The 18,185-nt window shown below is 69.9% G+C and carries 16 protein-coding genes; 13 read left to right on the top strand and 3 right to left on the bottom strand.

The annotated features are described in order from the left end of the window. Window positions 1-32: 32 nt before the first annotated feature. A complete protein-coding gene (locus ACFPCV_RS32215) occupies window positions 33-917 on the top strand; it encodes a LysR family transcriptional regulator (RefSeq protein ID WP_378060491.1) in 885 nt (294 codons plus the stop codon). Between the two features lie 146 nt (window positions 918-1,063). Here ACFPCV_RS32215 and ACFPCV_RS32210 read toward each other — a convergent pair whose 3' ends face one another. Next, window positions 1,064-2,035 carry a YeiH family protein gene (locus ACFPCV_RS32210; protein ID WP_378060489.1) on the bottom strand — a complete coding sequence of 324 codons (972 nt, stop codon included), beginning with the start codon at window positions 2,033-2,035 and terminating at the stop codon, window positions 1,064-1,066. 112 nt (window positions 2,036-2,147) lie between these two features. Here ACFPCV_RS32210 and ACFPCV_RS32205 point away from each other — a divergent pair, with 112 nt between their 5' ends. Both ACFPCV_RS32205 and ACFPCV_RS32200 read left to right on the top strand, forming a co-directional pair. After that, the gene (locus tag ACFPCV_RS32205; protein WP_378060487.1) at window positions 2,148-2,843 is read left to right on the top strand and encodes a histidine phosphatase family protein; all 696 of its coding nucleotides are present in this window, start codon (window positions 2,148-2,150) and stop codon (window positions 2,841-2,843) included. A 922-nt stretch (window positions 2,844-3,765) separates the two neighbouring features. Continuing rightward, window positions 3,766-4,023: a hypothetical protein gene (locus ACFPCV_RS32200; protein ID WP_378060485.1), complete on the top strand. Its 258-nt coding sequence runs from the start codon at window positions 3,766-3,768 to the stop codon at window positions 4,021-4,023. Between the two features lie 283 nt (window positions 4,024-4,306). On the opposite strand, the gene ACFPCV_RS32195 is transcribed toward ACFPCV_RS32200, so the two are convergent. Next, window positions 4,307-5,230: a LamG-like jellyroll fold domain-containing protein gene (locus tag ACFPCV_RS32195; protein WP_378060483.1), complete on the bottom strand. Its 924-nt coding sequence runs from the start codon at window positions 5,228-5,230 to the stop codon at window positions 4,307-4,309. A 2-nt stretch (window positions 5,231-5,232) separates the two neighbouring features. Next, window positions 5,233-7,302 carry a PQQ-dependent sugar dehydrogenase gene (locus ACFPCV_RS32190; RefSeq protein ID WP_378060481.1) on the bottom strand — a complete coding sequence of 690 codons (2,070 nt, stop codon included), beginning with the start codon at window positions 7,300-7,302 and terminating at the stop codon, window positions 5,233-5,235. A 172-nt stretch (window positions 7,303-7,474) separates the two neighbouring features. Here ACFPCV_RS32190 and ACFPCV_RS32185 point away from each other — a divergent pair, with 172 nt between their 5' ends. The 10 genes from ACFPCV_RS32185 (at window position 7,475) to ACFPCV_RS32140 (ending at window position 18,185) form a co-directional block, all read left to right on the top strand. After that, entirely contained in the window at window positions 7,475-8,263 is a 789-nt protein-coding gene (locus tag ACFPCV_RS32185; protein WP_378060479.1) for a DeoR/GlpR family DNA-binding transcription regulator, read from the top strand. Window positions 8,264-8,477: 214 nt separating this feature from the next. Continuing rightward, window positions 8,478-9,557: an ABC transporter substrate-binding protein gene (locus tag ACFPCV_RS32180; protein ID WP_378060477.1), complete on the top strand. Its 1,080-nt coding sequence runs from the start codon at window positions 8,478-8,480 to the stop codon at window positions 9,555-9,557. Further along, complete coding sequence (locus tag ACFPCV_RS32175) at window positions 9,557-11,080, top strand: sugar ABC transporter ATP-binding protein (RefSeq protein WP_378060475.1); 1,524 nt, start codon at window positions 9,557-9,559, stop codon at window positions 11,078-11,080. Before ACFPCV_RS32180 ends, ACFPCV_RS32175 begins: the two co-directional genes overlap by 1 nt. Continuing rightward, window positions 11,070-12,041: an ABC transporter permease gene (locus ACFPCV_RS32170; protein ID WP_378060473.1), complete on the top strand. Its 972-nt coding sequence runs from the start codon at window positions 11,070-11,072 to the stop codon at window positions 12,039-12,041. The genes ACFPCV_RS32175 and ACFPCV_RS32170 overlap by 11 nt, the downstream gene beginning before the upstream one ends. A 50-nt stretch (window positions 12,042-12,091) precedes the next feature. Continuing rightward, window positions 12,092-13,045 (top strand): ABC transporter permease, encoded by a 954-nt coding sequence (locus ACFPCV_RS32165; RefSeq protein ID WP_378061163.1) that lies wholly within the window; start codon window positions 12,092-12,094, stop codon window positions 13,043-13,045. Window positions 13,046-13,056: 11 nt separating this feature from the next. Then, window positions 13,057-15,531: a LamG-like jellyroll fold domain-containing protein gene (locus ACFPCV_RS32160; RefSeq protein ID WP_378060471.1), complete on the top strand. Its 2,475-nt coding sequence runs from the start codon at window positions 13,057-13,059 to the stop codon at window positions 15,529-15,531. A gap of 126 nt (window positions 15,532-15,657) precedes the next feature. Next, window positions 15,658-16,137: a YbaB/EbfC family nucleoid-associated protein gene (locus ACFPCV_RS32155; protein WP_378060469.1), complete on the top strand. Its 480-nt coding sequence runs from the start codon at window positions 15,658-15,660 to the stop codon at window positions 16,135-16,137. A gap of 10 nt (window positions 16,138-16,147) precedes the next feature. After that, window positions 16,148-16,462 carry a hypothetical protein gene (locus ACFPCV_RS32150; protein WP_378060467.1) on the top strand — a complete coding sequence of 105 codons (315 nt, stop codon included), beginning with the start codon at window positions 16,148-16,150 and terminating at the stop codon, window positions 16,460-16,462. Further along, window positions 16,452-17,423 carry a hypothetical protein gene (locus ACFPCV_RS32145; protein WP_378060465.1) on the top strand — a complete coding sequence of 324 codons (972 nt, stop codon included), beginning with the start codon at window positions 16,452-16,454 and terminating at the stop codon, window positions 17,421-17,423. Before ACFPCV_RS32150 ends, ACFPCV_RS32145 begins: the two co-directional genes overlap by 11 nt. A gap of 9 nt (window positions 17,424-17,432) precedes the next feature. Beyond that, window positions 17,433-18,185 (top strand): hypothetical protein, encoded by a 753-nt coding sequence (locus ACFPCV_RS32140; RefSeq protein ID WP_378060463.1) that lies wholly within the window; start codon window positions 17,433-17,435, stop codon window positions 18,183-18,185.

The following is an 18,185-nucleotide window of genomic DNA, read 5'->3' as shown; positions in this document are numbered from 1 at the left end:
GCCACCACACACAAGCCCCATACTTCATCGGTGTGAGCGACGAACCGGATCTCGAGTCGCTGCGCCTGTTGGTGCAGGTGGCGGAGTTGGGCAGTGTCGGGAAGGCGGCGAGGGCGGTGGGGATCGCGCAGCCGTCGGCCACCAAGCGGCTCGCCGCGCTGGAGCGACGGGCCCGCCTGCCGCTGCTGGTACGCGGCCCGCAGGGGTCGGTGCTGACCGACGACGGCAAGCTCGTGGTGGCGTGGGCGGTGAACCTGCTGGCCGCGGCGGACGAGTTCCGGACGAGCGTGTCCGCGCTGCGTACCGACCGCGCGGCGACGCTGCGGATCGCGGCGAGCATGACGATCGCGGAGGCGCTGCTGCCCAGGTGGCTGTCCGACCTGCGCGGGCAGGAACCATCGGTCCATGTCGGACTGACGGTGACGAACTCCGCCGAGGTTGCCCGGCTCGTGCTGAAAGGCACGGACACCGACGTCGGCTTCGTGGAGGGCCCCGGTGTGCTGGACGGCCTCGCGAGCCGGGTGGTCGGCACGGACGAGCTGATCGTGGTGGTCACACCGGCCCACCCGTGGGCGCGGCGCCGCCGCCCGCTGACCGCGCCGGAGCTGGCGGCGACACCGCTGGTGGTGCGGGAGGCCGGGTCGGGGACGCGGGAGACGCTGGACCGGGTGCTGGCCCGGCACGACCCGGTCACCCCGCAGCTGGCGCTGGGCTCGAACGCGGCGGTGAAGGGCGCCGCGGTCGCGGGGATCGCACCGGCAGTGCTGAGCAGGCACGCGGTGGCGGCGGAGCTGACGGCCGGGACCCTCGTACCGGTCGGGGTCGCGGACCTGAGGCTGGAGCGACGCCTGCGCGCGGTGTGGCCGAAGGGCAGACGCCTCACCGGCCCGGCGGCCGCGCTGCTCCAGGTGATCTAGTCCGCCTCCCCGGAATTCGAAGTGTTCGTCCAGACCCAGCGGTTGGTGGCCCAGTGCCGTCACGTTCCCCTGAGGTAACCGCTGATCAGGCCAAGACCTCGCACAAAGATCCGAAGGACACGCCCTGGTGTCCTGACAGGCGCCGGCTAGACCAGCAGGACGCCGACGGTCACCATGGCCAGCAGGACCGCGCTGCCCGCACCGGCGACGGCGAGCGACGGTCCACCGCTGCGGACGACCGCACGCAGGTCGACCGCCGCGCCGAGAGCGAACATGCCTGCACACAGCAGCAGGTTCGTGACCACGGCGGACAGGTCGAGCACCGGTGCCGGCACGACGTCGAGCGCCCGCACCGCCACGAGCACGACGAACCCGGTGACGAACCACGGCACGAGCGGTGGCCGGGTGCGGGTGCTCACCGGGCTCGGTCCGGTGGCCGGTGCCAGCTGCCGGTGGTAGATGCCGAGGCCGATGACGAGCGGTGCCAGCAGCACCACCCGGGCCAGCTTGATCACGACCGCGACCTGCAGCACCAGGCCGCCCGCGGCACCCCCGATCGCGACGACCTGGCCGACCTCGTGCACGCTCGCGCCGGCGACCAGCCCGAAGTCCTGGTCGGAGAGTCCGCACAGCCACGCGACCAGCGGCACGATCCCGATCGCGGCGGTGCCGAGGACGGTCACGGCGGTGACGGCCGTGGCGACGTCCTCCTCGTCACCGTCGGCCACCGCGTTCACCGCAGCGACCGCCGACGCGCCGCAGATCGACACCCCCGTCGCCAGCAGCAGCGACCTGGCCCGGCCGAGGCGGCGGCCGAGGCGCCACGTGACCGCGAACGTGACGGCCACCGACGCCAGCACCACCGCGAGCACCGCCGGTCCGAAGTGGATGACGTGGGTGACCGCGAGCTGCAACCCGAGCAGCATCACACCCGCACGCAGCAGCCAGGTCCGTGCGAACAGCAGCCCCGGCGCGAACGCCGGCCGCGGACCGGCGAACGAGCGCCACGCCACCCCGAGCAGGATGCCGACGATCAGCGCGCTGGCGGCGGGCACGAGCGTCCCGGCCACGCGGCCGACGACCGTCGCGGCCGCCACGAGCACCAGTCCGGGAAGCACACCACAAAGGATGGGCCGGTGCCCCGCCGGTGGCTAGCCACCAACCGGGCACCGCGACATAGCTTTCGGCTATGACCGCTCATAGCGGAGGAGCATCGGTTTCAATGGGTGGGTGACCAACTCAGAGGAGTACCGCCAGTTCCGCTTCACCCTGCCACCGGGCGCCACCGAGATCCTGCTGGTCAGGCACGGTGAGTCCCAGCCGGCTCGCGAGGACCGGCCGTTCCCGAAGGTCGACGGCCAGGGCGACCCGCCCCTCGCGGCCGTCGGCGAGGAGCAGGCCGAACTGGTCGCGAAGCGCCTCGAACACGAGGAGCTCGACGGCCTGTACGTGACGACCCTGCGCCGCACCCACCAGACCGCGGAACCGCTCGCCAAGCGCCTCGGCGTCACCCCCGCCGTGGAGCCGGGCATGCGGGAGATCAACCTGGGCGAGTGGGAGGGCGGGCTGTTCCGCATCCGGGTCGCGCAGCAGCACCCGCTCGCACAGCAGATGTTCGAGCGGGAACGGTGGGACGTGATCCCCGGCGCGGAGTCGACGGAGGCCTTCGCCGCGCGCGTCCGCGAGTCGCTGACCCGCATCGCCGCCGCCCACACCGACCGGCGCGTCGCGGTGTTCACCCACGGCGGCACGATCGGCCAGGTGGTCTCGATGGCCACCGGCTCCCGGCCGTTCGCGTTCATCGACGCCGACAACGCGTCGATCACGCAGCTCGTGGTGTGGGGCGAGCGCTGGGTGATCCGCCGCTTCAACGACACCGCCCACCTGGACCCGCGGTTCACGACCCGTCCGCAGCCACTGAACTAGCTTCCGTGAAGTTGGTGGGTGGGCTCGGGCGTTGTGGGGTTTGTCCTCGCCGGACGGGCAGGTCTCGGGGGTGGCGGAGGGGCCGTTGGGCTGCGGTTTGGGCGGGTCTGCCTGCCATCCCGTCGACCTCCCAGGGGCTATCACACCGCGCCGAGGGGGGGCCAGCTTTGGCCATGTTGTGCTTCGGCCGTTTTGGCCCCCCTTGACACGGCGTGATCGGGCTACGCCAGGTCGACGGGATGGCAGGGAGCCCCTATGGGTGGGGCTTGCACCACCGTCGGGGTTGCGGCGGTGCGGGCCCGGGGCGCGCAGCGCCCGGGCTTTGGTGCTGTGAAAGGCGCGTTCACGGCAGCCGCGATGCCGTCAATGGGCCTAACGGCGTCGAAGCTCGGGCGCTACGCGTCTGGGCCGTCCGGCGGGGGCACTCGTCCTACGCCGGGCGTCGTGATGGCCTTGCTCGAGTCCGTGCCACACGTCAGGCTCACTTCGCATGGTTCACGGAAGCAATCTTCTCGGTCGTCGCCGAGCGGGTGTACGACCACACGCACCACGTGCGGTACCGGGTAGGCCTGGCAGTTCGGCGCTCCGACAAGCGGGCAACTGCCGAGAAAAGAATGTCCTCGCACCGGGATCCCCAGGTGCGAGGGCATTTCTCTGCCCGGGGTTACACGCATTTTTCCGAAAGTTACACCGCTCCCCTGATCAGGTGGTCATCGCCTTTGACCCGGGTTGCAACTTGCGCACGGCAAGCCATTCCGGGCACGCTGTCGCCACACCCGCCCGGTCCCGCTCCCGCACTTCCTAGGACCGGGCAGTCTGGCGGGCGGTACGTCGTCGAGCGGTTCTCCCCCGTTGCGCTCCGGCGTGCCGTCCGCCTCCGGAAACCCTTGGGGAGTCAGTGAGTTCTGAGCACGACCGTCTCATGGCGGTGGTCGCGCCGCTTCGTGCGATCGGCTGGGTGTTCGTGCCGACGACGCTCGCCGCGCCGACCAGTCGCGGCACCGTCGACGCACTTTTCGGCCTGCGCACGCACGGCGACTTCGAAGACAACATCCAGGTGTGGGAGAAATGGGCGGTGGCGTCCCGACAGCGAAAAACTCCTGACCAGGAAACGCCGGTGTGGCAAAGTTCCGGACGCGCCGACGACATCGTCCGAGAACTACTCACACTACCCGAATGACAAACCCGCACAACCACCATCACCAAACCCCCGAAACACCGCGAGTCCCCCGTTCGGAACCCGCGAGTCCCCGGTTCGGGACTCGCGAGTCCCCCGTTCAGGACCCGCGAGTTCCCCGTTCGCGACCGGCGAGTCGACCGTTCGCGACGAACGCGAAACACCAACTCGGGGGTTCTGAGCGGAGGACTCGCGGGTCCCGAACGGGGAACTCGGGGGTTCCGAAACGGGGACTCGCGGGTTCCGAAACGGGGACTCGCGGGTTCTGAAGCGGGGACTCGCGGGGTTAGTTGCGGGTGTACTGGGTTTGGATTTCCTTGGGGGTTGCCGCTCGGTTCAGGAAGATCAGCTCGTCCATCCGGCAGTTGCACGGGTTTCGTTCGACGGTGTTCTGCGGGAAGCTGCCGCCGATCTTGATGCCGCGCGGGTCCGACGCCGTCGTCAGGTCCGGTTCCGGCTCGCCGGCCAGCGACCACGGGTCACCGGTCACCGTGTAGAAGCCGTCGAGCGCGCGACCGTTGCGGTACAACGCCATCTCGCCCGTGTCGAAGTCGAACGTCGCCGCCAGGTGCACCCACCTGCCCGGCGGCAGGACCTGCTGCCACGGCGCCGACGCCGCGAACGTCTGCGACGCGCCGCCGTCGACGCGCCTGCCCAGCGCGACCACCTTCAGCTCACCGTTCACGTTGATGACCTCGAGCAGCGCACGCACCGCGTGCCCGTCCGAGTCACCGGTGAGCACACCGGCCAGCCCGATCGCGTTGTAGTGGTCGGAAGGGTCCTCGGTCACGGTGTTGGGGCTGGGGTTGACGCCGGTCGTCTTGAACCAGCCCATGACGGTGATCTCGCGCGCCGCGTTGAACGCCCGCAGCGACGGCACGCCGGTCTCCGAGTACACCCCGGCTTTCCAGTCGTCGTTGCTCGCGACGGCCGAGTTCTGCCCGGTCTGCAACGCGTGCCGGTGCCCGTCCCGCACCCTCGGCGCGCCGTTGACCAGCCACAGGTCCGTGCCCGACCGGCCACGGTCCCGCTCGACCGCGCCGCCCGCCGCCGGGTGCTCGAAGTCGTAGTAGGCAACGAGGTTCCGTGCGAGCGACGGGACCACGCCCGGCCGGTGCCCCGCCGTCGCCGAGGTGGCGGCGGCGGGCACCGTGCCCGACAGTGTGGCGGCGAGCGCGACGCACGACAGCCCGATCAGCAGTCCGCGCATGGTCACGCCGCCGTGCCGGTGACCCGGAAGTCCCGCGCCCGCCCGATGTTGTCGAACGAGCCGAACCCGGTCCTGCCGGAGCCGAACGTGTGGTCGACGGCCGTCATCAGCAGTTCGCCGTCCACGCGGACCGAGATCTCGCCGGTGTCCGCGCAGTGGGTGACGCTCACGTCGTGCCACGCGGTGTCCGTGATCGCGGGCGGCGCGCCACGGGACATCACCTCGTTCCACTGGTCGTCGATCCGCAGCCGGTCGGCGTCGGCCACCACGAAGATGCCGTTGTGCGGGTAGATCGTGTTGTCCGTCGACACGTGCGCGTAGTAGAACTCGGTGTCGCTCTGGTAGCCGAACACCACGACCACGTCCCGGTTGGTCACCTCGACCGGGGTGTCGAGGCGGACCTTCGTGTCGACACGCACGCTCGACAGCTCCGGTCCCTTGTCCAGCACCGCGTACTCGAACGGCCGCCGCGGGCCGGGACGTGCCTCGCCTGCCTGCGCCAGGATCACGTCGCCGCCGCGGAACCGCCACTTGTCCGGCGTCACCGGCGACCACGAGTCCGCGCCACCCGACCCGGTGACCCTGGTGTGGCCGACCTTGCAGCTCGCGAACCGCTTGGCGCCGGTGACCTTGTAGACCTTGCCGTCGGCCTTCGCGACCAGGTACAGCTCACCACGCGCGTCCTGGCCGAACCGCAGGTCCACCCGGTCGTCGCCGACGAGCTCCTGGAAGTCGGTTCGCTGACCGTTCGCGTACACCTGCAGCTGGTGGATCCGCGCGGCCGGGCGACCGCGGCGCATCTCGCTCGCCTCGGTGTAGAAGATCCGCCCGTCGACGAGGTCGGTGAACACGTACTTGCCGCGCAGCTCGGGAATGGCGCCCCGGTAGACGAAACCGCCGCTGATCGCGTGCCCGGAGTCGGAGCACAGCGGGTGCCCCGGCGGCGGGTTGTGGTCGAACGCGGCGACCGGGTAGTCGTAGCCGTACCGCGCGTCGTCCGGCGGCAGCGGGTAGACCGAGCACTGCGGGTCGTTCCGCTTGTACACGAACCTGCCCTCGCGCTCACTCCAGCCGTAGTTGTCGCCTGCCCTGACCTCGTAGACCGCCTCGATGCGGTGCTCTCCGATGTGGCCGAGGTACATCCGCCCGGTCGCCGCGTCCCAGCTGAACCGGTGCGGGTCGCGCATGCCGATCGCGTAGATCTCGGCGAGCGCGCCGGGGGTGCCGACGAACGGGTTGTCGGCGGGGATGCCGAACTGCCCGCCGGTCCCGTTGCTCCCCAGCGGGTCGATCCGCAGGATCTTGCCGTACGGGTTGGAAAGCTGCTGCGGCTCGGTCGTCGTGGCGCCCGCGCCGCCGTCCCCGGAGGCGACGTAGAGGATGCCGTAGTCACGGCTTCCCTTGCGCGCGTTGGGGTTGAAGTCGATCTGCTGGATCGCGTGGACCTGACGGGCCTCCGCGATGCGCAGGACCTCGCGCCGGGTGCCGCTGAAGGTGTTCGCGCTCGGGTCCGACGCCGTCCACTCGGTGATGATCGAGTGCAGGAACGGGTTCGCGGAGTGCGACGGCCAGGTCGTCGGCTTGCTCAGCGCGGCACCGTTCTCGGTGTGCACCGTGTAGAACTTGCCGTTGCGCTTGAAGTCCGGGTGGAAGGTGACGAACCCGGAGCCGCTGCCGAGGCCGCGACCGGAGAAGAAGTCCGGGAACCGCGCCTTGAAGTCGACGTAGACGTGCTGGGTGCCCGGGGTGTCGCGGTGCGCGAGGTAGACGCGGCCGTTGAGGTCGGGCACGTAGAGGCGGCCGGAGCCGTCGGGCACCTCACCGAGGTGGTTGATCCGCGCGTGCCTGATCAGCCGGAGGTCCGGTGGCGGGTCGGGCGGCGGCGGGGTGAGCTCGGTCTTGGGGAACTGCGCGAACTCCGCGACCGTGAGCCCGAGACTCGACGGGACGGGGTCCGGCAACGGGTCTTGGATCGGTTCGTCGGCTTGTGCCACCGCACCCGGCGGCACCACGAGGCCTGCCGCGACCACCGCACCGGCGATCGCTACCAGCCACCGTCTGGGTTTCGACATATCCGCCCACTTCCCTGTGGGTTCGACGTGGTCAGGAAAGCGCTTTCCGGCAAGCGCTTTCCTGACACTACAGACGGTGTCCGCCCGTACGCAAGACTCCGCCCGACGGCGCATTCGAACGATCAAACCCGGCCAGATCCGATCATTCTCCGGCCTTCCTCGGGTTAGGGTCATGCTCGTGTTCGCCGCCGAACGTCGCCAGCGCATCCTCGACCTCGTCCGGTCCAGCGGGGCCATCTCGCTGCGCGAACTCGCGCGCCAAGTCGAGACGTCCGAGGTCACCGTGCGCCGCGACCTGCGCGCCCTTGCCGCACAGGGCCTGCTCGACCGCCACCACGGTGGCGCGGCACTCCCCGGCGGCCTGTCCCACGAGCCGACCTACTCGGAGAAGGCGCTGGTGGCGGCCGACGCGAAGGCCGCGATCGCCGGCATGGCGGCGGAACTGGTCAGCGACGGCGACGCGATCGTGGTCGGCGCGGGCACCACGACACAGGCGTTCGCCGCCCGCCTGACCCGCCACAACGAGCTGACGGTGGTGACGAACTCGCTGCTGGTGGCCACCGGCCTCGCGGGCGCGCGTGGCGTGGACGTGGTGGTGACCGGCGGCTCGCTGCGCGGCTCGATCCACGCACTGGTCGGCGGCGCGACCGAGCAGGCGCTGGCGACCGTGCAGGGCACCCGCGCGTTCATCTCGGGCAACGGCCTCACCGCGGCACGCGGTCTGTCGACACCGAACCTGACGGTCGCCGGCGTCGACCGCGCACTGGCCGCCGCCGCGGACGAGGTGGTCGTGCTCGCCGACCACACCAAGATCGGCACCGAGGCACTGCTGCAGACGGTGGCCCCCGAGGACATCCAGCACGTGGTCACGGACGACGCGTCCGACCCGGCGGAACTGGAAGCGTTGCGCGAGCTGGGAATCACGGTCCACGTGGCGGCAACAGCCGCCAATGCGTCCTGACGCCGCCGGTTTCCCGCCGATGTCCCGAAAGACGCGTTCGGGTCGATGAGCGTCCCGAAAGCGTCTTTCAGGGCAGGACGGGGATTTCGTACGAGGGCTGTACGAAGCTGTGCGGGTATTGCGAAGTCTTGACAGATAACTTTCGGTTGTGACTGAATTTGATCGGCGAGGTCGCCGGCGAGGGCGCGGCCTCTGATCGGCCAGGAGAGTGCCAATGGCGGCATCCCGTTCATTTCGCCCTGTTCGTTTCGCCGGCATCGCGGTGGTGACCGCGGCACTCACGCTCGCCGGCTGCACGAAGTCGGAGGATTCCGGCACCACTGACGCTCCCGGCACGGGTGGCGCGCAGGTCGCACAGGAAGACGCGAGTGGGCCCACCTGCACACTGGAGCAGTACGGCGGCGAGAAGATCGACCTCAAGGACGCGGTGGTCGGATTCTCCCAGTCGGAGAAGGAAGCCAACCCGTTCCGGATCGCGGAGACGCAGTCGATCAAGGACGAGGCCGCGGCGGTCGGGGTCAGGGAACTGCTGACCACGAACGCGAACTCGCAGCTGTCGAAGCAGATCTCCGATATCCAGGACATGATCAACAAGGGTGCGCAGGCGTTGATCGTCGCACCGCTCAACTCCGACGGGCTCGAGCCTGCGTTGCAGGCCGCGCGGGCCAGGAACATCCCCGTGCTGACCGTGGACCGCAAGGTGAACTCCGAGCCGTGCAAGGACTACGTGGCCTTCCTCGGCTCGGACTTCGTCGAGCAGGGCAAGCGGGCCGCGCAGGAGATGGCGGAGGCCATGGGCAACAAGGGCAAGGTCGCGATCCTGCTGGGCAGTTCCGGCAACAACGTGACCACCGACCGGACCGAGGGGTTCGTCGACGAGATGGCCAAGATCGCGCCGGACATCGAGATCGCCGCGCAGCAGACCGGTGACTTCGCCCGCGACAAGGGCCAGCAGGTCATGGAGCAGCTCATCCAGGCGCAGCCGGACCTCACCGGCGTCTACGCGGAGAACGACGAGATGGCGCTCGGCGCGCTGGTGGCGCTCAAGAGCGCGGGCAAGACGCCGGGCACCGACGTGCACGTGGTCTCGATCGACGGCACCCGCAACGCCGTGCAGAAGATCGTCGACGGTGAGATGTACGCGGTCGTGGAGTCCAACCCCCGCTTCGGGCCGCTGGCCTTCGAGACGCTGCGGAAGTTCCTCGACGGCGAGCCGGTGTCCCAGAACGTCGTCATCAGCGACAAGCTGTACGGCAAGGACAACGCCGCCGACGAGGTCTCGAACGCGTACTGATGGCACCCGTACTGTCCGCGGCCGCCGTCGGCAAGCGGTTTCCCGGGGTGGTCGCGCTTTCCGAGGTCGACCTCGACCTGGCACCGGGTGAGGTGCACGCGCTGGTCGGCGAGAACGGTGCCGGGAAGTCGACGCTGATCAAGGTGCTGACCGGCGTGCACTCCCCGGACGGCGGCACGCTGACCCACCGGGGCGAGCCGGTCTCGTTCGGCTCGCCCATGGCGGCACAGCAGGCCGGCATCGCGACCGTGTACCAGGAGGTCAACCTGGTGCCGCTGCAGTCGGTGGCGAGCAACCTGTTCCTCGGCCGCGAACCGAGGACGCGGTTCGGGTTCGTCGACTTCCGCGCCATGCGGGACCGGGCACGGGAACTGCTGCACTCCTACGGCGTCGAGGTCGACGTGACCCGTCCATTGAGGACACTCGGCATGGGGGTGCGGCAGATGGTCGCCGTCGCGCGGGCGGCGGCGACCGAAGCCCGCGTCGTGATCCTCGACGAGCCGACGTCCTCGCTGGAACCCCGTGAGGTCGACACGCTGTTCGGGATCGTCGACCGGCTCAGGGCAGCCGGCGTCGCGGTCCTGTACGTGAGCCACCGGCTCGACGAGCTGTACCGGATCTGCGACCGGGTCACCGTTCTGCGCGACGGCCGGGTCGTGCACTCCGGGCCGATGGCCGACCTGCCCAGGCTGCGGCTGGTGGCGCTCATGCTCGGGCGCGACCTGGAGGAGGTCCGGCGTGAGGGCGCGACCAGGTTCGATGGCGAGCACACCGCGGCCGACACCGTGCCCGTGCTCGCCGCGAGCGGGCTGACCAGCAGGCACCGGCTCGACCACGTGGACGTCACGGTCCGGCCCGGCGAGATCGTCGGGCTCGGCGGGCTGCTCGGCGCGGGCCGCAGCGAGACCGCGATGGCGATCGCCGGTGCGCTGCCGCTCGACTCCGGCTCGGTCGTCGTGGCAGGCAAACGTTTGCGGACCGGGTCGGTCGCCGCTGCGATGCGAGCCGGGGTGGTGATGCTGCCGGAGGACCGCAAGGCCGACGGCATCCTGCCGGACCTCTCGGTGCGCGAGAACATCGTGCTGGCCGCGCTCCCCCGCCTGTCCCGCACCGGAGTGGTGTCCCGCAGGCGGCAGGACGCCATCGTCGAGGTGTTCATGAAACGCCTGCGCATCAAGGCGTCGAGTCCGGACCAGCGGGTCGGCGACCTGTCCGGCGGCAACCAGCAGAAGGTGCTGCTCGCGCGGCTGCTGTGCACGCAGCCGAAGGTGCTGCTGCTCGACGAGCCGACCCGCGGCATCGACGTGGGCGCGAAGGCCGAGGTGCAGGGGCTGGTCGACGAGCTGGCCTCGGAAGGGCTCGGCGTCGTGCTGATCTCCTCGGAGTTCGACGAGGTGATCGAGGGTTCCGACTCGATCGTCGTGCTGCGGGAGGGCCGCGTGGTCACCGAACTGCACGGCGCACAGGTCAACGAGTCCGCGCTGCTGTCCGCGCTCGCGGAGGAGCCCGCCGATGACGACTGACCCGCTGGCACCGGCGAGGAAACGCACCGACACCCGGGTCTGGTTGCAGGACAACGGCGTCTACGTCGCGGTCGCCGTGCTCGTCGGCTACAACCTGGCGTTCACCGACAACTTCGCCACGCTGGCGAACCTGAACACGCAGCTCGTGCAGGTCGCGCCCGTGCTGATCGTCGCGCTGGGCATGGCGCTCGTGATCGGCACCGAGGGCGTCGACCTCTCGGTCGGGTCGGTCATGGCGATCGCCGCCGCGGTCCTGCCGCTCTACCTCGGCTACGGGCTGGTGCCCGCGCTCGCGCTGGCCCTGGTGGCGGGGGCGTTGTGCGGCATGGCGAACGGGACGCTGGTCGCGGTCGTCGGCATCCAGCCGATCGTCGCGACGCTCGCCCTGCTGGTCGGCGGGCGCGGGCTCGCGCTGGTGTTCGCCGACGGGCAGCTCAAGGACATCCGCAACCCCGAGGTGCTGGAACTGGGCGCGGGCAAGGCGTTCGGGGTGCCCTACGTCGTGCTGATCGCCGCGCTGCTGGCGGTGCTGGTGTGGCTGCTCGTCCGGTACACCACGTTCGGGCGGCAGCTGGTCGCGATCGGCGGCAACCGGTCGGCGAGCGCGCTGGCCGGGCTGCCGGTGCGCCGGGTGCTGATGCTGACCTACGTCATCTCGGGTGTGCTCGCGGCGGTCGCCGGAGTGCTCGCGACCGCGCGGCTCACCGCGTCCGACCCGTCCGCGATCGGCAACCTGTTCGAGCTGGCCGCGATCACCGCGGTCGTGGTCGGCGGCACGCCACTGTCCGGCGGACGGGTGCGGATCCTCGGCACGGTCGCGGGCGCGGTGCTGATGCAGCTGATCGCCGCGACGCTGATCAAACACGACCTGCCCGACTCGACCGCGCAGATCGTGCAGGCCGCGATCATCGTCGTGGCGGTCTACCTGCAGCGCTCACGAGTGCGGGGAGGCGCGACATGACCAGGACGCGGGAGCCTGCGACGAAGGAGCAGTCCGTCGCCAGCGGCGGGATGACCGGCAAGGAACCCTTCGCCGCGCTGGTGCAGCGCCGCGGCTCGCTCGTGGTGCTGGCGCTGGTGGTGCTGGTCGCGTCGTTCTCGTTCGACTCGTTCGCGACCATCGGCAACGCACGGAACATCGCGATCCAGAGTTCGTTTCTCGCGATCGTCGCACTGGGCATGACGTTCGTCATCATCTCGGGTGGCATCGACCTGTCCGTCGGCTCGGTGTACGCGCTCGGCGGCGTCCTCGCGGCGTACGGCATCCAGTGGGGCAGCCTCGTCGGCCTGCTCCTCCCCCTGGTGGTGTGCGGTGCGATCGGCCTGCTCAACGGCTGGCTCGTCGCGTACGGCAGGCTCGCGCCGTTCATCGTCACGCTGGCCACGCTGCTCGGCGCCCGCGGCCTGCTGCTCCTCATCACCGACGAGGGCTCGCAGACCAGGCTGCTCCCGCGCGAGGACTGGCTGACCAAACTCGGTCAGGGCACGTTCCTCGGCCTCGGCGTCCCCGTGTGGATCACCGTGGCACTGTTCGCGGTCGGCATCCTCGTGTTGCAGCGCACCAGGTTCGGGCACTCGACGTTCGCGATCGGCGGCAGCCGCGAGGCGGCGACGCTGATGGGGCTGCCCGTCGCCCGCAACACCATGCTGCTGTACCTGGGCAGCGGGCTGTGCGCGGGCCTCGCGGGCGCGCTGGCCGCCGCGTACTCCGCGTCCGGCGTCACGATCGTCGGCGAGGGCCTCGAACTCGACGCCATCGCGGCCGTCGTGATCGGCGGGACCCTGCTGACCGGTGGCGCGGGCACGGTCGCGGGCACGCTCGCCGGCGTGCTCCTGTTGCGCGTCATCCAGAACGTCATCAACCAGATCGGCACCCTCTCCTCCCACTACCAGTCGGTGGTGAGCGGCGCGTTCCTCGCCGTTGTCGTCGCCGTGCAGGCATATCTCAGTCGCGCGTCAAGATAAGGAGGTCATCCGTGTCTCGAAGAGCGCTCGCCGTCGTGGCGGCCACCGTCGTCGCGGCGGTACTGGCACCCGCACTGCCCGCGGTCGCGGACCCCGTGTGGGAGCCGGGAACCCCACCACTCACGACCCCGTGGACTCACCTCGTCGGCCCGGACAACGCACTGCCCGAGTATCCCCGGCCCCAGCTGACCCGCCCGGAGTGGAAGAACCTCAACGGTGTCTGGGAGTTCGCGGGCGCCGAGGAAGGCGAGGAACCGCCGATCGGCGAGGAGCTGGACGAACGCATCCTCGTGCCCTACCCGGTGGAGTCGGCGCTGTCGGGCATCCAGCGCACCGAGGAACGCATGTGGTACCGCCGCACGTTCGACGTCCCGTCGAAGTGGCGCGGCGACCGGCTGATCCTGAACTTCGGCGCGGTGGACTACGACACCCGCGTGTGGGTCAACGGCAGGCAGGTGACCACGCACCGCGGCGGCTACGACTCGTTCTCCGTCGACATCACCGCCGCGCTGAAGAAACGGGGTCCGCAGGAGATCGTCGTCGGCGTCGAGGACCTCACCGACCGGACGTGGCAGCCGGTCGGCAAGCAGCGGCAGGTGCCCGACCGCGGCATCTTCTACACCGGCAGCTCGGGCATCTGGCAGACGGTGTGGCTGGAACCCGTGCAGTCACGCCACCTCGACAAGCTCGACATGACACCGAAGCTGGCGGACAGCACGCTGCGGCTGACCGCGCGCTCGACCATCGAGGGCACGGTCGAGGCGGTCGCCTACGACAAGGGCCGCGTCGTCGGCCGGGTTCGCGGGCCGGCCAACCAGGAGCTGACGGTGCCGGTGCCGAAGGCGAAGCTGTGGTCGCCGGACTCGCCGTACCTGTACGACCTGAAGGTGACGCTGTACGACGGCCGCAAGAAGGTCGACGAGGTCGGCTCGTACTTCGGCATGCGGGAGATCGGCACCGCCCCGGGCGCGGACGGCAAGCTGCGCATGACGTTGAACGGCGAGATCCTGTTCCACATGTCCACACTGGACCAGGGTTTCTGGCCGGACGGCATCCACACCGCGCCGACCGACGCGGCACTGAGGTTCGACCTGGAGCAGCACAAGGTGCTCGGGTTCAACACGGTCCGCAAACACATCAAGGTCGAACCCGACCGCTGGTTCTACCACGCCGACAAGCTCGGTCTGCTGGTGTGGCAGGACATGCCGTCGATGAAGACGTCGAACGAGCTGCCGCCACCGGCCGCGCGCACCCAGTTCGAGCGTGAGCTGCACACCATGGTGGAAGAGCACAGGAGCTGGACGTCGCTCGTGGTCTGGGTGCCGTTCAACGAGGGCTGGGGCGAGTGGGACCGGGTCGAGACCGGCCGCATCGCCGACGAGGTGAAGGCGCAGGACCCGAGCAGGCTCGTCAACGCGCACAGCGGCGTGAACTGCTGTGCCTCCAAGGGTGACTCCGGTCGCGGCGACATGATCGACCACCACGCCTACGTCGGCCCGGCGACCCCGTCACCGGACGGGCGGCGGGTGTCGGCCGACGGCGAGCACGGCGGCTTCGGCCTCGAGGTCGAGAACCACATGTGGTTCGGCGAGGGCCACGCGTACGAGATGACGCCCGACTCCGCGACGCTGACCAGGCGGTACGTGGAGAACCAGGAGGACGTGCTGACCTCGGCGCAGCGATGCGGCATCTCCGGTGCGATCTACACGCAGATCACCGACGTGGAGCACGAGGTCAACGGCTTCTTCACCTACGACCGCCAGGTGGAGAAGATGGACTTCGCGCAGGTCAGGGCGATCAACGAGAAGATCATCCGGGAGGCCGACGGGTCGGGTGAGGGCGCGGAGCCGCCACCGCCGGGCACCCCGGGCCCGGACGGGATCGCGTACTACCCGTTCAGCGAGGGCTCCGGCACCACCACCGCCGACGAGGTCGGCGACCACGACGCCACGCTGGTGGGTGACCCGGTGTGGACGGAGGGAAGGAACGGCAACGGCCTGCGGTTCGACGGGAACGCCTACGCCGACACCGGTGCGTCGCTGGTGGACACCGCGATCGCGAACTACTCGGTGGCCGCGTGGGTGCGGCTGGACAGCCTCGGCGGGTTCGCGACCGCGGTCAGCCAGGACGGTGACAGCAACAGCGGTTACTTCCTGCAGTACTCGGGGCAGGACAACCGGTTCGCGTTCAGCTTCGTCGGGGTGCGGGCGCTCGCACCCGCGCCGCCCGACACCGGGCAGTGGTACCACCTGGTCGGCGTGCGGGACGTGACCACGGGTTCGCTGAAGCTGTACGTGGACGGCCGGCTCGCCGGCTCCGCGTCGGCGTGCGTCGGCGCCCCCGCGACCGGCAACACCGTGATCGGGCGGGCGAAGTACGGCGGCGACCAGGTCGACTTCTGGCGTGGCGGCATCGACCAGGTGCACGTCTACGACCGGGCGCTGACCGACACCGAGGTCGCCGACCTGTACTCGTCCGGGAGGTAGCCCCGCTCGTGGCTCGACTCGCGCCGGCCGTGGTCATCCCACGGCCGGCGCGACTGCGTAGATCCGTCCCGGTGACGCGTGACAATCCGGCCACCCACCGTGACCTCGTGCGTTAGCCTGCGAGGCATGGCGAACCCGTTCGACGGCCTGGACCCGGACTCGGTGCTGCGGCAGCTGCAACAGCAGGCAGAGGACCTGGAGACGAAGGCAGCCCAACTCCGCACCGAACTGTCCAACGCCAGCGCGACGGCCACGTCCCCGGACGGCGCCGTGACGGTCACGCTGGCCCCGACGGGCGCACTGCAGAACATCACGTTCGCCGCGCAGGCGGCGAAGGTCACCCCGGACAAGCTGGGCCCTCTGGTGATGAGGACGGTGCAGGCCGCCCAACGCGAGGTCTCGAACCGCGTGACGGCGTCCCTGTCCCAGCAGTTCGGCGACCCCGAGACCATGGACTTCGTCAACCGGTTCATGCCCCAACCGGAAGCCACCCCCACCAGGCGAGAACCGGCACCGGACGAGGACGGGGGCTCGGTTCTCCGCAAACGCAGAGGTGGCGGGCCGCAACAAACCGGCCCCGATGACGGCGGCTCCCTGCTGCGCTGAAAGGACCGGCATGACGAACGACGGCATCAAGGTCGTACCCGAGGAACTGGAGACGTTCGCGGGCGGGATGCACCAGCGCGGCGACGAGGTCACCGAACTCTCGGACACCGTCAAGGGCATCGACCTCGGCGTCACCTCGCTCGGGCTGTTCGCGCAGGCGTTCGCCGAGCAGGCCATCGCCTCGACGACGGAGACCGGCTTGGGCATCCGCCTGCTCGGCCTGCACCTGACCAGCGACGCCACCTACACGAACGACGCCGCGACCACGTACCGCAACAGCGACCAGGCACAGGCAGGCCGGTTCCGGAGCCCTGATGTTCACTGAGATGAACACCAGCGGCGCGGGCCTGGTCGACGCCATCGCGGAGCTGGCTGGCTCGATCGGCGACGAGAACAGCAACGGGCTCGACGGCGTGCTCGGTATCGGCAACGTGCTCATCGAAGGTCTGGGGGTCATCGCCAACCCGCTGGACGCGCTGGCGACTTCGGCGATCTCCTGGATCATCGACCACGTCGCGATCCTTCGCTGGCCGTTGGACATCACCATCGGCGACCCGCGCGTGGTCACGTCGACGGTGACGACGCTCAACGACACGGCACTGGCGCTCGACCGGCTGGCTTCCGAGCAGAACAGCTCGATCGCCAGGGAGGTGCCCACCTACCTCGAGGGCGACACGCAGTCGTCGATCGCCTTCTCGAACCACATGCGGTTCCGGGCGGCGCAGCTCTCCGGCGCGAGCCTGGCGTGCGCGGGCGCGGCACAGGCCATCGCGATGGGCGGTACCCGCATCGCGGCCGTGCGATCCGCCATCCGCGACCTCATTGCCGAATACGTGTGGAACCTGCTCGAACTCGCCGCCAAACGGTTGCCGATGGGCTTCCTGACCGCGGGTGCCGCGGTGGCCGACTTCTGTGCACGTGCCTTGTCGTGGGCCGCCACACTGATCGACAAGATCGGCGGCATGCTGCGGAAACTGCTCGACGCGCTGGCCGACATCGGCAAGCAGGTCAAGCAGATCGCCGAGATGGTGTCGAAGCTCGTGAGTCCCACCTCGGCGGCGAAGCACTGGAGACCGGGCTTGGGATTGGTACCTCGCACGGCTATGAGCTGGTCCACCGAGGCCGCGAAGGTCGACAGCACGGAGCGGGCGACCGCCGACAAGTCAGCCGCGGGGCAGGAGCGGGTCGGACACATGCATGCCGAGGAAGACGAACGGCAGGAAGACCCACCGCTCGGACCGACCCGCGAGCCCGACTGGTGGACGAGAAAAGGCAACCTGTACTAGGGAGAGTTCGTGTCCGACGCCCCTTCACTTGTCGACCGAGCACACAAGCTGCTCGCCATCAGTGCGCTCGCACCGGCTTTGGTGTTCGGCGTGGTCACCGTCGCGATGGCCGTGGCCGTGCGGGACACCGACAACATGCTGATCGCCGCCGGTGTTGCTGTCGTCTTTGCCGGTATCGGGGCGTGGACCTGGTGGGGTACCAGGAGGAAGCCGGATCAGTGGCAGCAGACGGTACCGCTCAGCGGTGTGTTCGTGGCGTTCCTCTTCGTGATGATGGCCTCGGGGAGCGAGCCCACCGGTTTGCCCGAGACCGCGTACTTCGTCGCGGTCGGTGCGGTCGCGGTCGGGTTGGCTCTGCTCGCCTGGCTGCCCGCGCGACGTGCCGCCCGGCTGGTGCTCGCCGACCTGTCGCCCGAGGTCGTGGACAGCTCGCTGGTGGTGACGTTCACTGCTCGCGGGGAGGACGCCGACACGCTCAGCGTCACGCCGGACTCGCTCGAGGTCGTGGTCAGACCGGCCTCGAAGCGCAAGACCACCAGGCACTCGTTCCCGTTGAGCGAGGTGACCGGCGTCGCCACGCGGACCGAGACCGATGACGGCGAACACCCGGTTCCCGGTGCGGATGGCACGTCGATGCGGGTGTCGCGCGGGGACGTGCTCGTCGTCGATCTCGCCTCGGGGCCGCTCGTGTTCGCCGCGAAGGACGTGCACCGGGCCAGGAGCTTCGTGGAGGCACGGCGCGCCGTTGTCGGCGCGGGATGA

The organism is Actinophytocola glycyrrhizae (assembly GCF_042653545.1).
GTDB lineage: Bacteria > Actinomycetota > Actinomycetes > Mycobacteriales > Pseudonocardiaceae > Actinophytocola > Actinophytocola glycyrrhizae.
This window is presented reverse-complemented; position numbering and strand designations above follow the sequence as displayed.

Excerpts from the sequence above, each read along its gene's own strand:
- ACFPCV_RS32200 (WP_378060485.1), top strand. The coding sequence starts at position 3,766 with ATGGCGGTGGTCGCGCCGCTTCGTGCGATCGGCTGGGTGTTCGTGCCG.
- ACFPCV_RS32195 (WP_378060483.1), bottom strand. The coding sequence starts at position 5,230 with ATGCGCGGACTGCTGATCGGGCTGTCGTGCGTCGCGCTCGCCGCCACA.
- ACFPCV_RS32190 (WP_378060481.1), bottom strand. The coding sequence starts at position 7,302 with ATGTCGAAACCCAGACGGTGGCTGGTAGCGATCGCCGGTGCGGTGGTC.
- ACFPCV_RS32185 (WP_378060479.1), top strand. The coding sequence starts at position 7,475 with ATGCTCGTGTTCGCCGCCGAACGTCGCCAGCGCATCCTCGACCTCGTC.
- ACFPCV_RS32180 (WP_378060477.1), top strand. The coding sequence starts at position 8,478 with ATGGCGGCATCCCGTTCATTTCGCCCTGTTCGTTTCGCCGGCATCGCG.
- ACFPCV_RS32175 (WP_378060475.1), top strand. The coding sequence starts at position 9,557 with ATGGCACCCGTACTGTCCGCGGCCGCCGTCGGCAAGCGGTTTCCCGGG.
- ACFPCV_RS32170 (WP_378060473.1), top strand. The coding sequence starts at position 11,070 with ATGACGACTGACCCGCTGGCACCGGCGAGGAAACGCACCGACACCCGG.
- ACFPCV_RS32165 (WP_378061163.1), top strand. The coding sequence starts at position 12,092 with ATGACCGGCAAGGAACCCTTCGCCGCGCTGGTGCAGCGCCGCGGCTCG.
- ACFPCV_RS32155 (WP_378060469.1), top strand. The coding sequence starts at position 15,658 with ATGGCGAACCCGTTCGACGGCCTGGACCCGGACTCGGTGCTGCGGCAG.
- ACFPCV_RS32150 (WP_378060467.1), top strand. The coding sequence starts at position 16,148 with ATGACGAACGACGGCATCAAGGTCGTACCCGAGGAACTGGAGACGTTC.
- ACFPCV_RS32145 (WP_378060465.1), top strand. The coding sequence starts at position 16,452 with ATGTTCACTGAGATGAACACCAGCGGCGCGGGCCTGGTCGACGCCATC.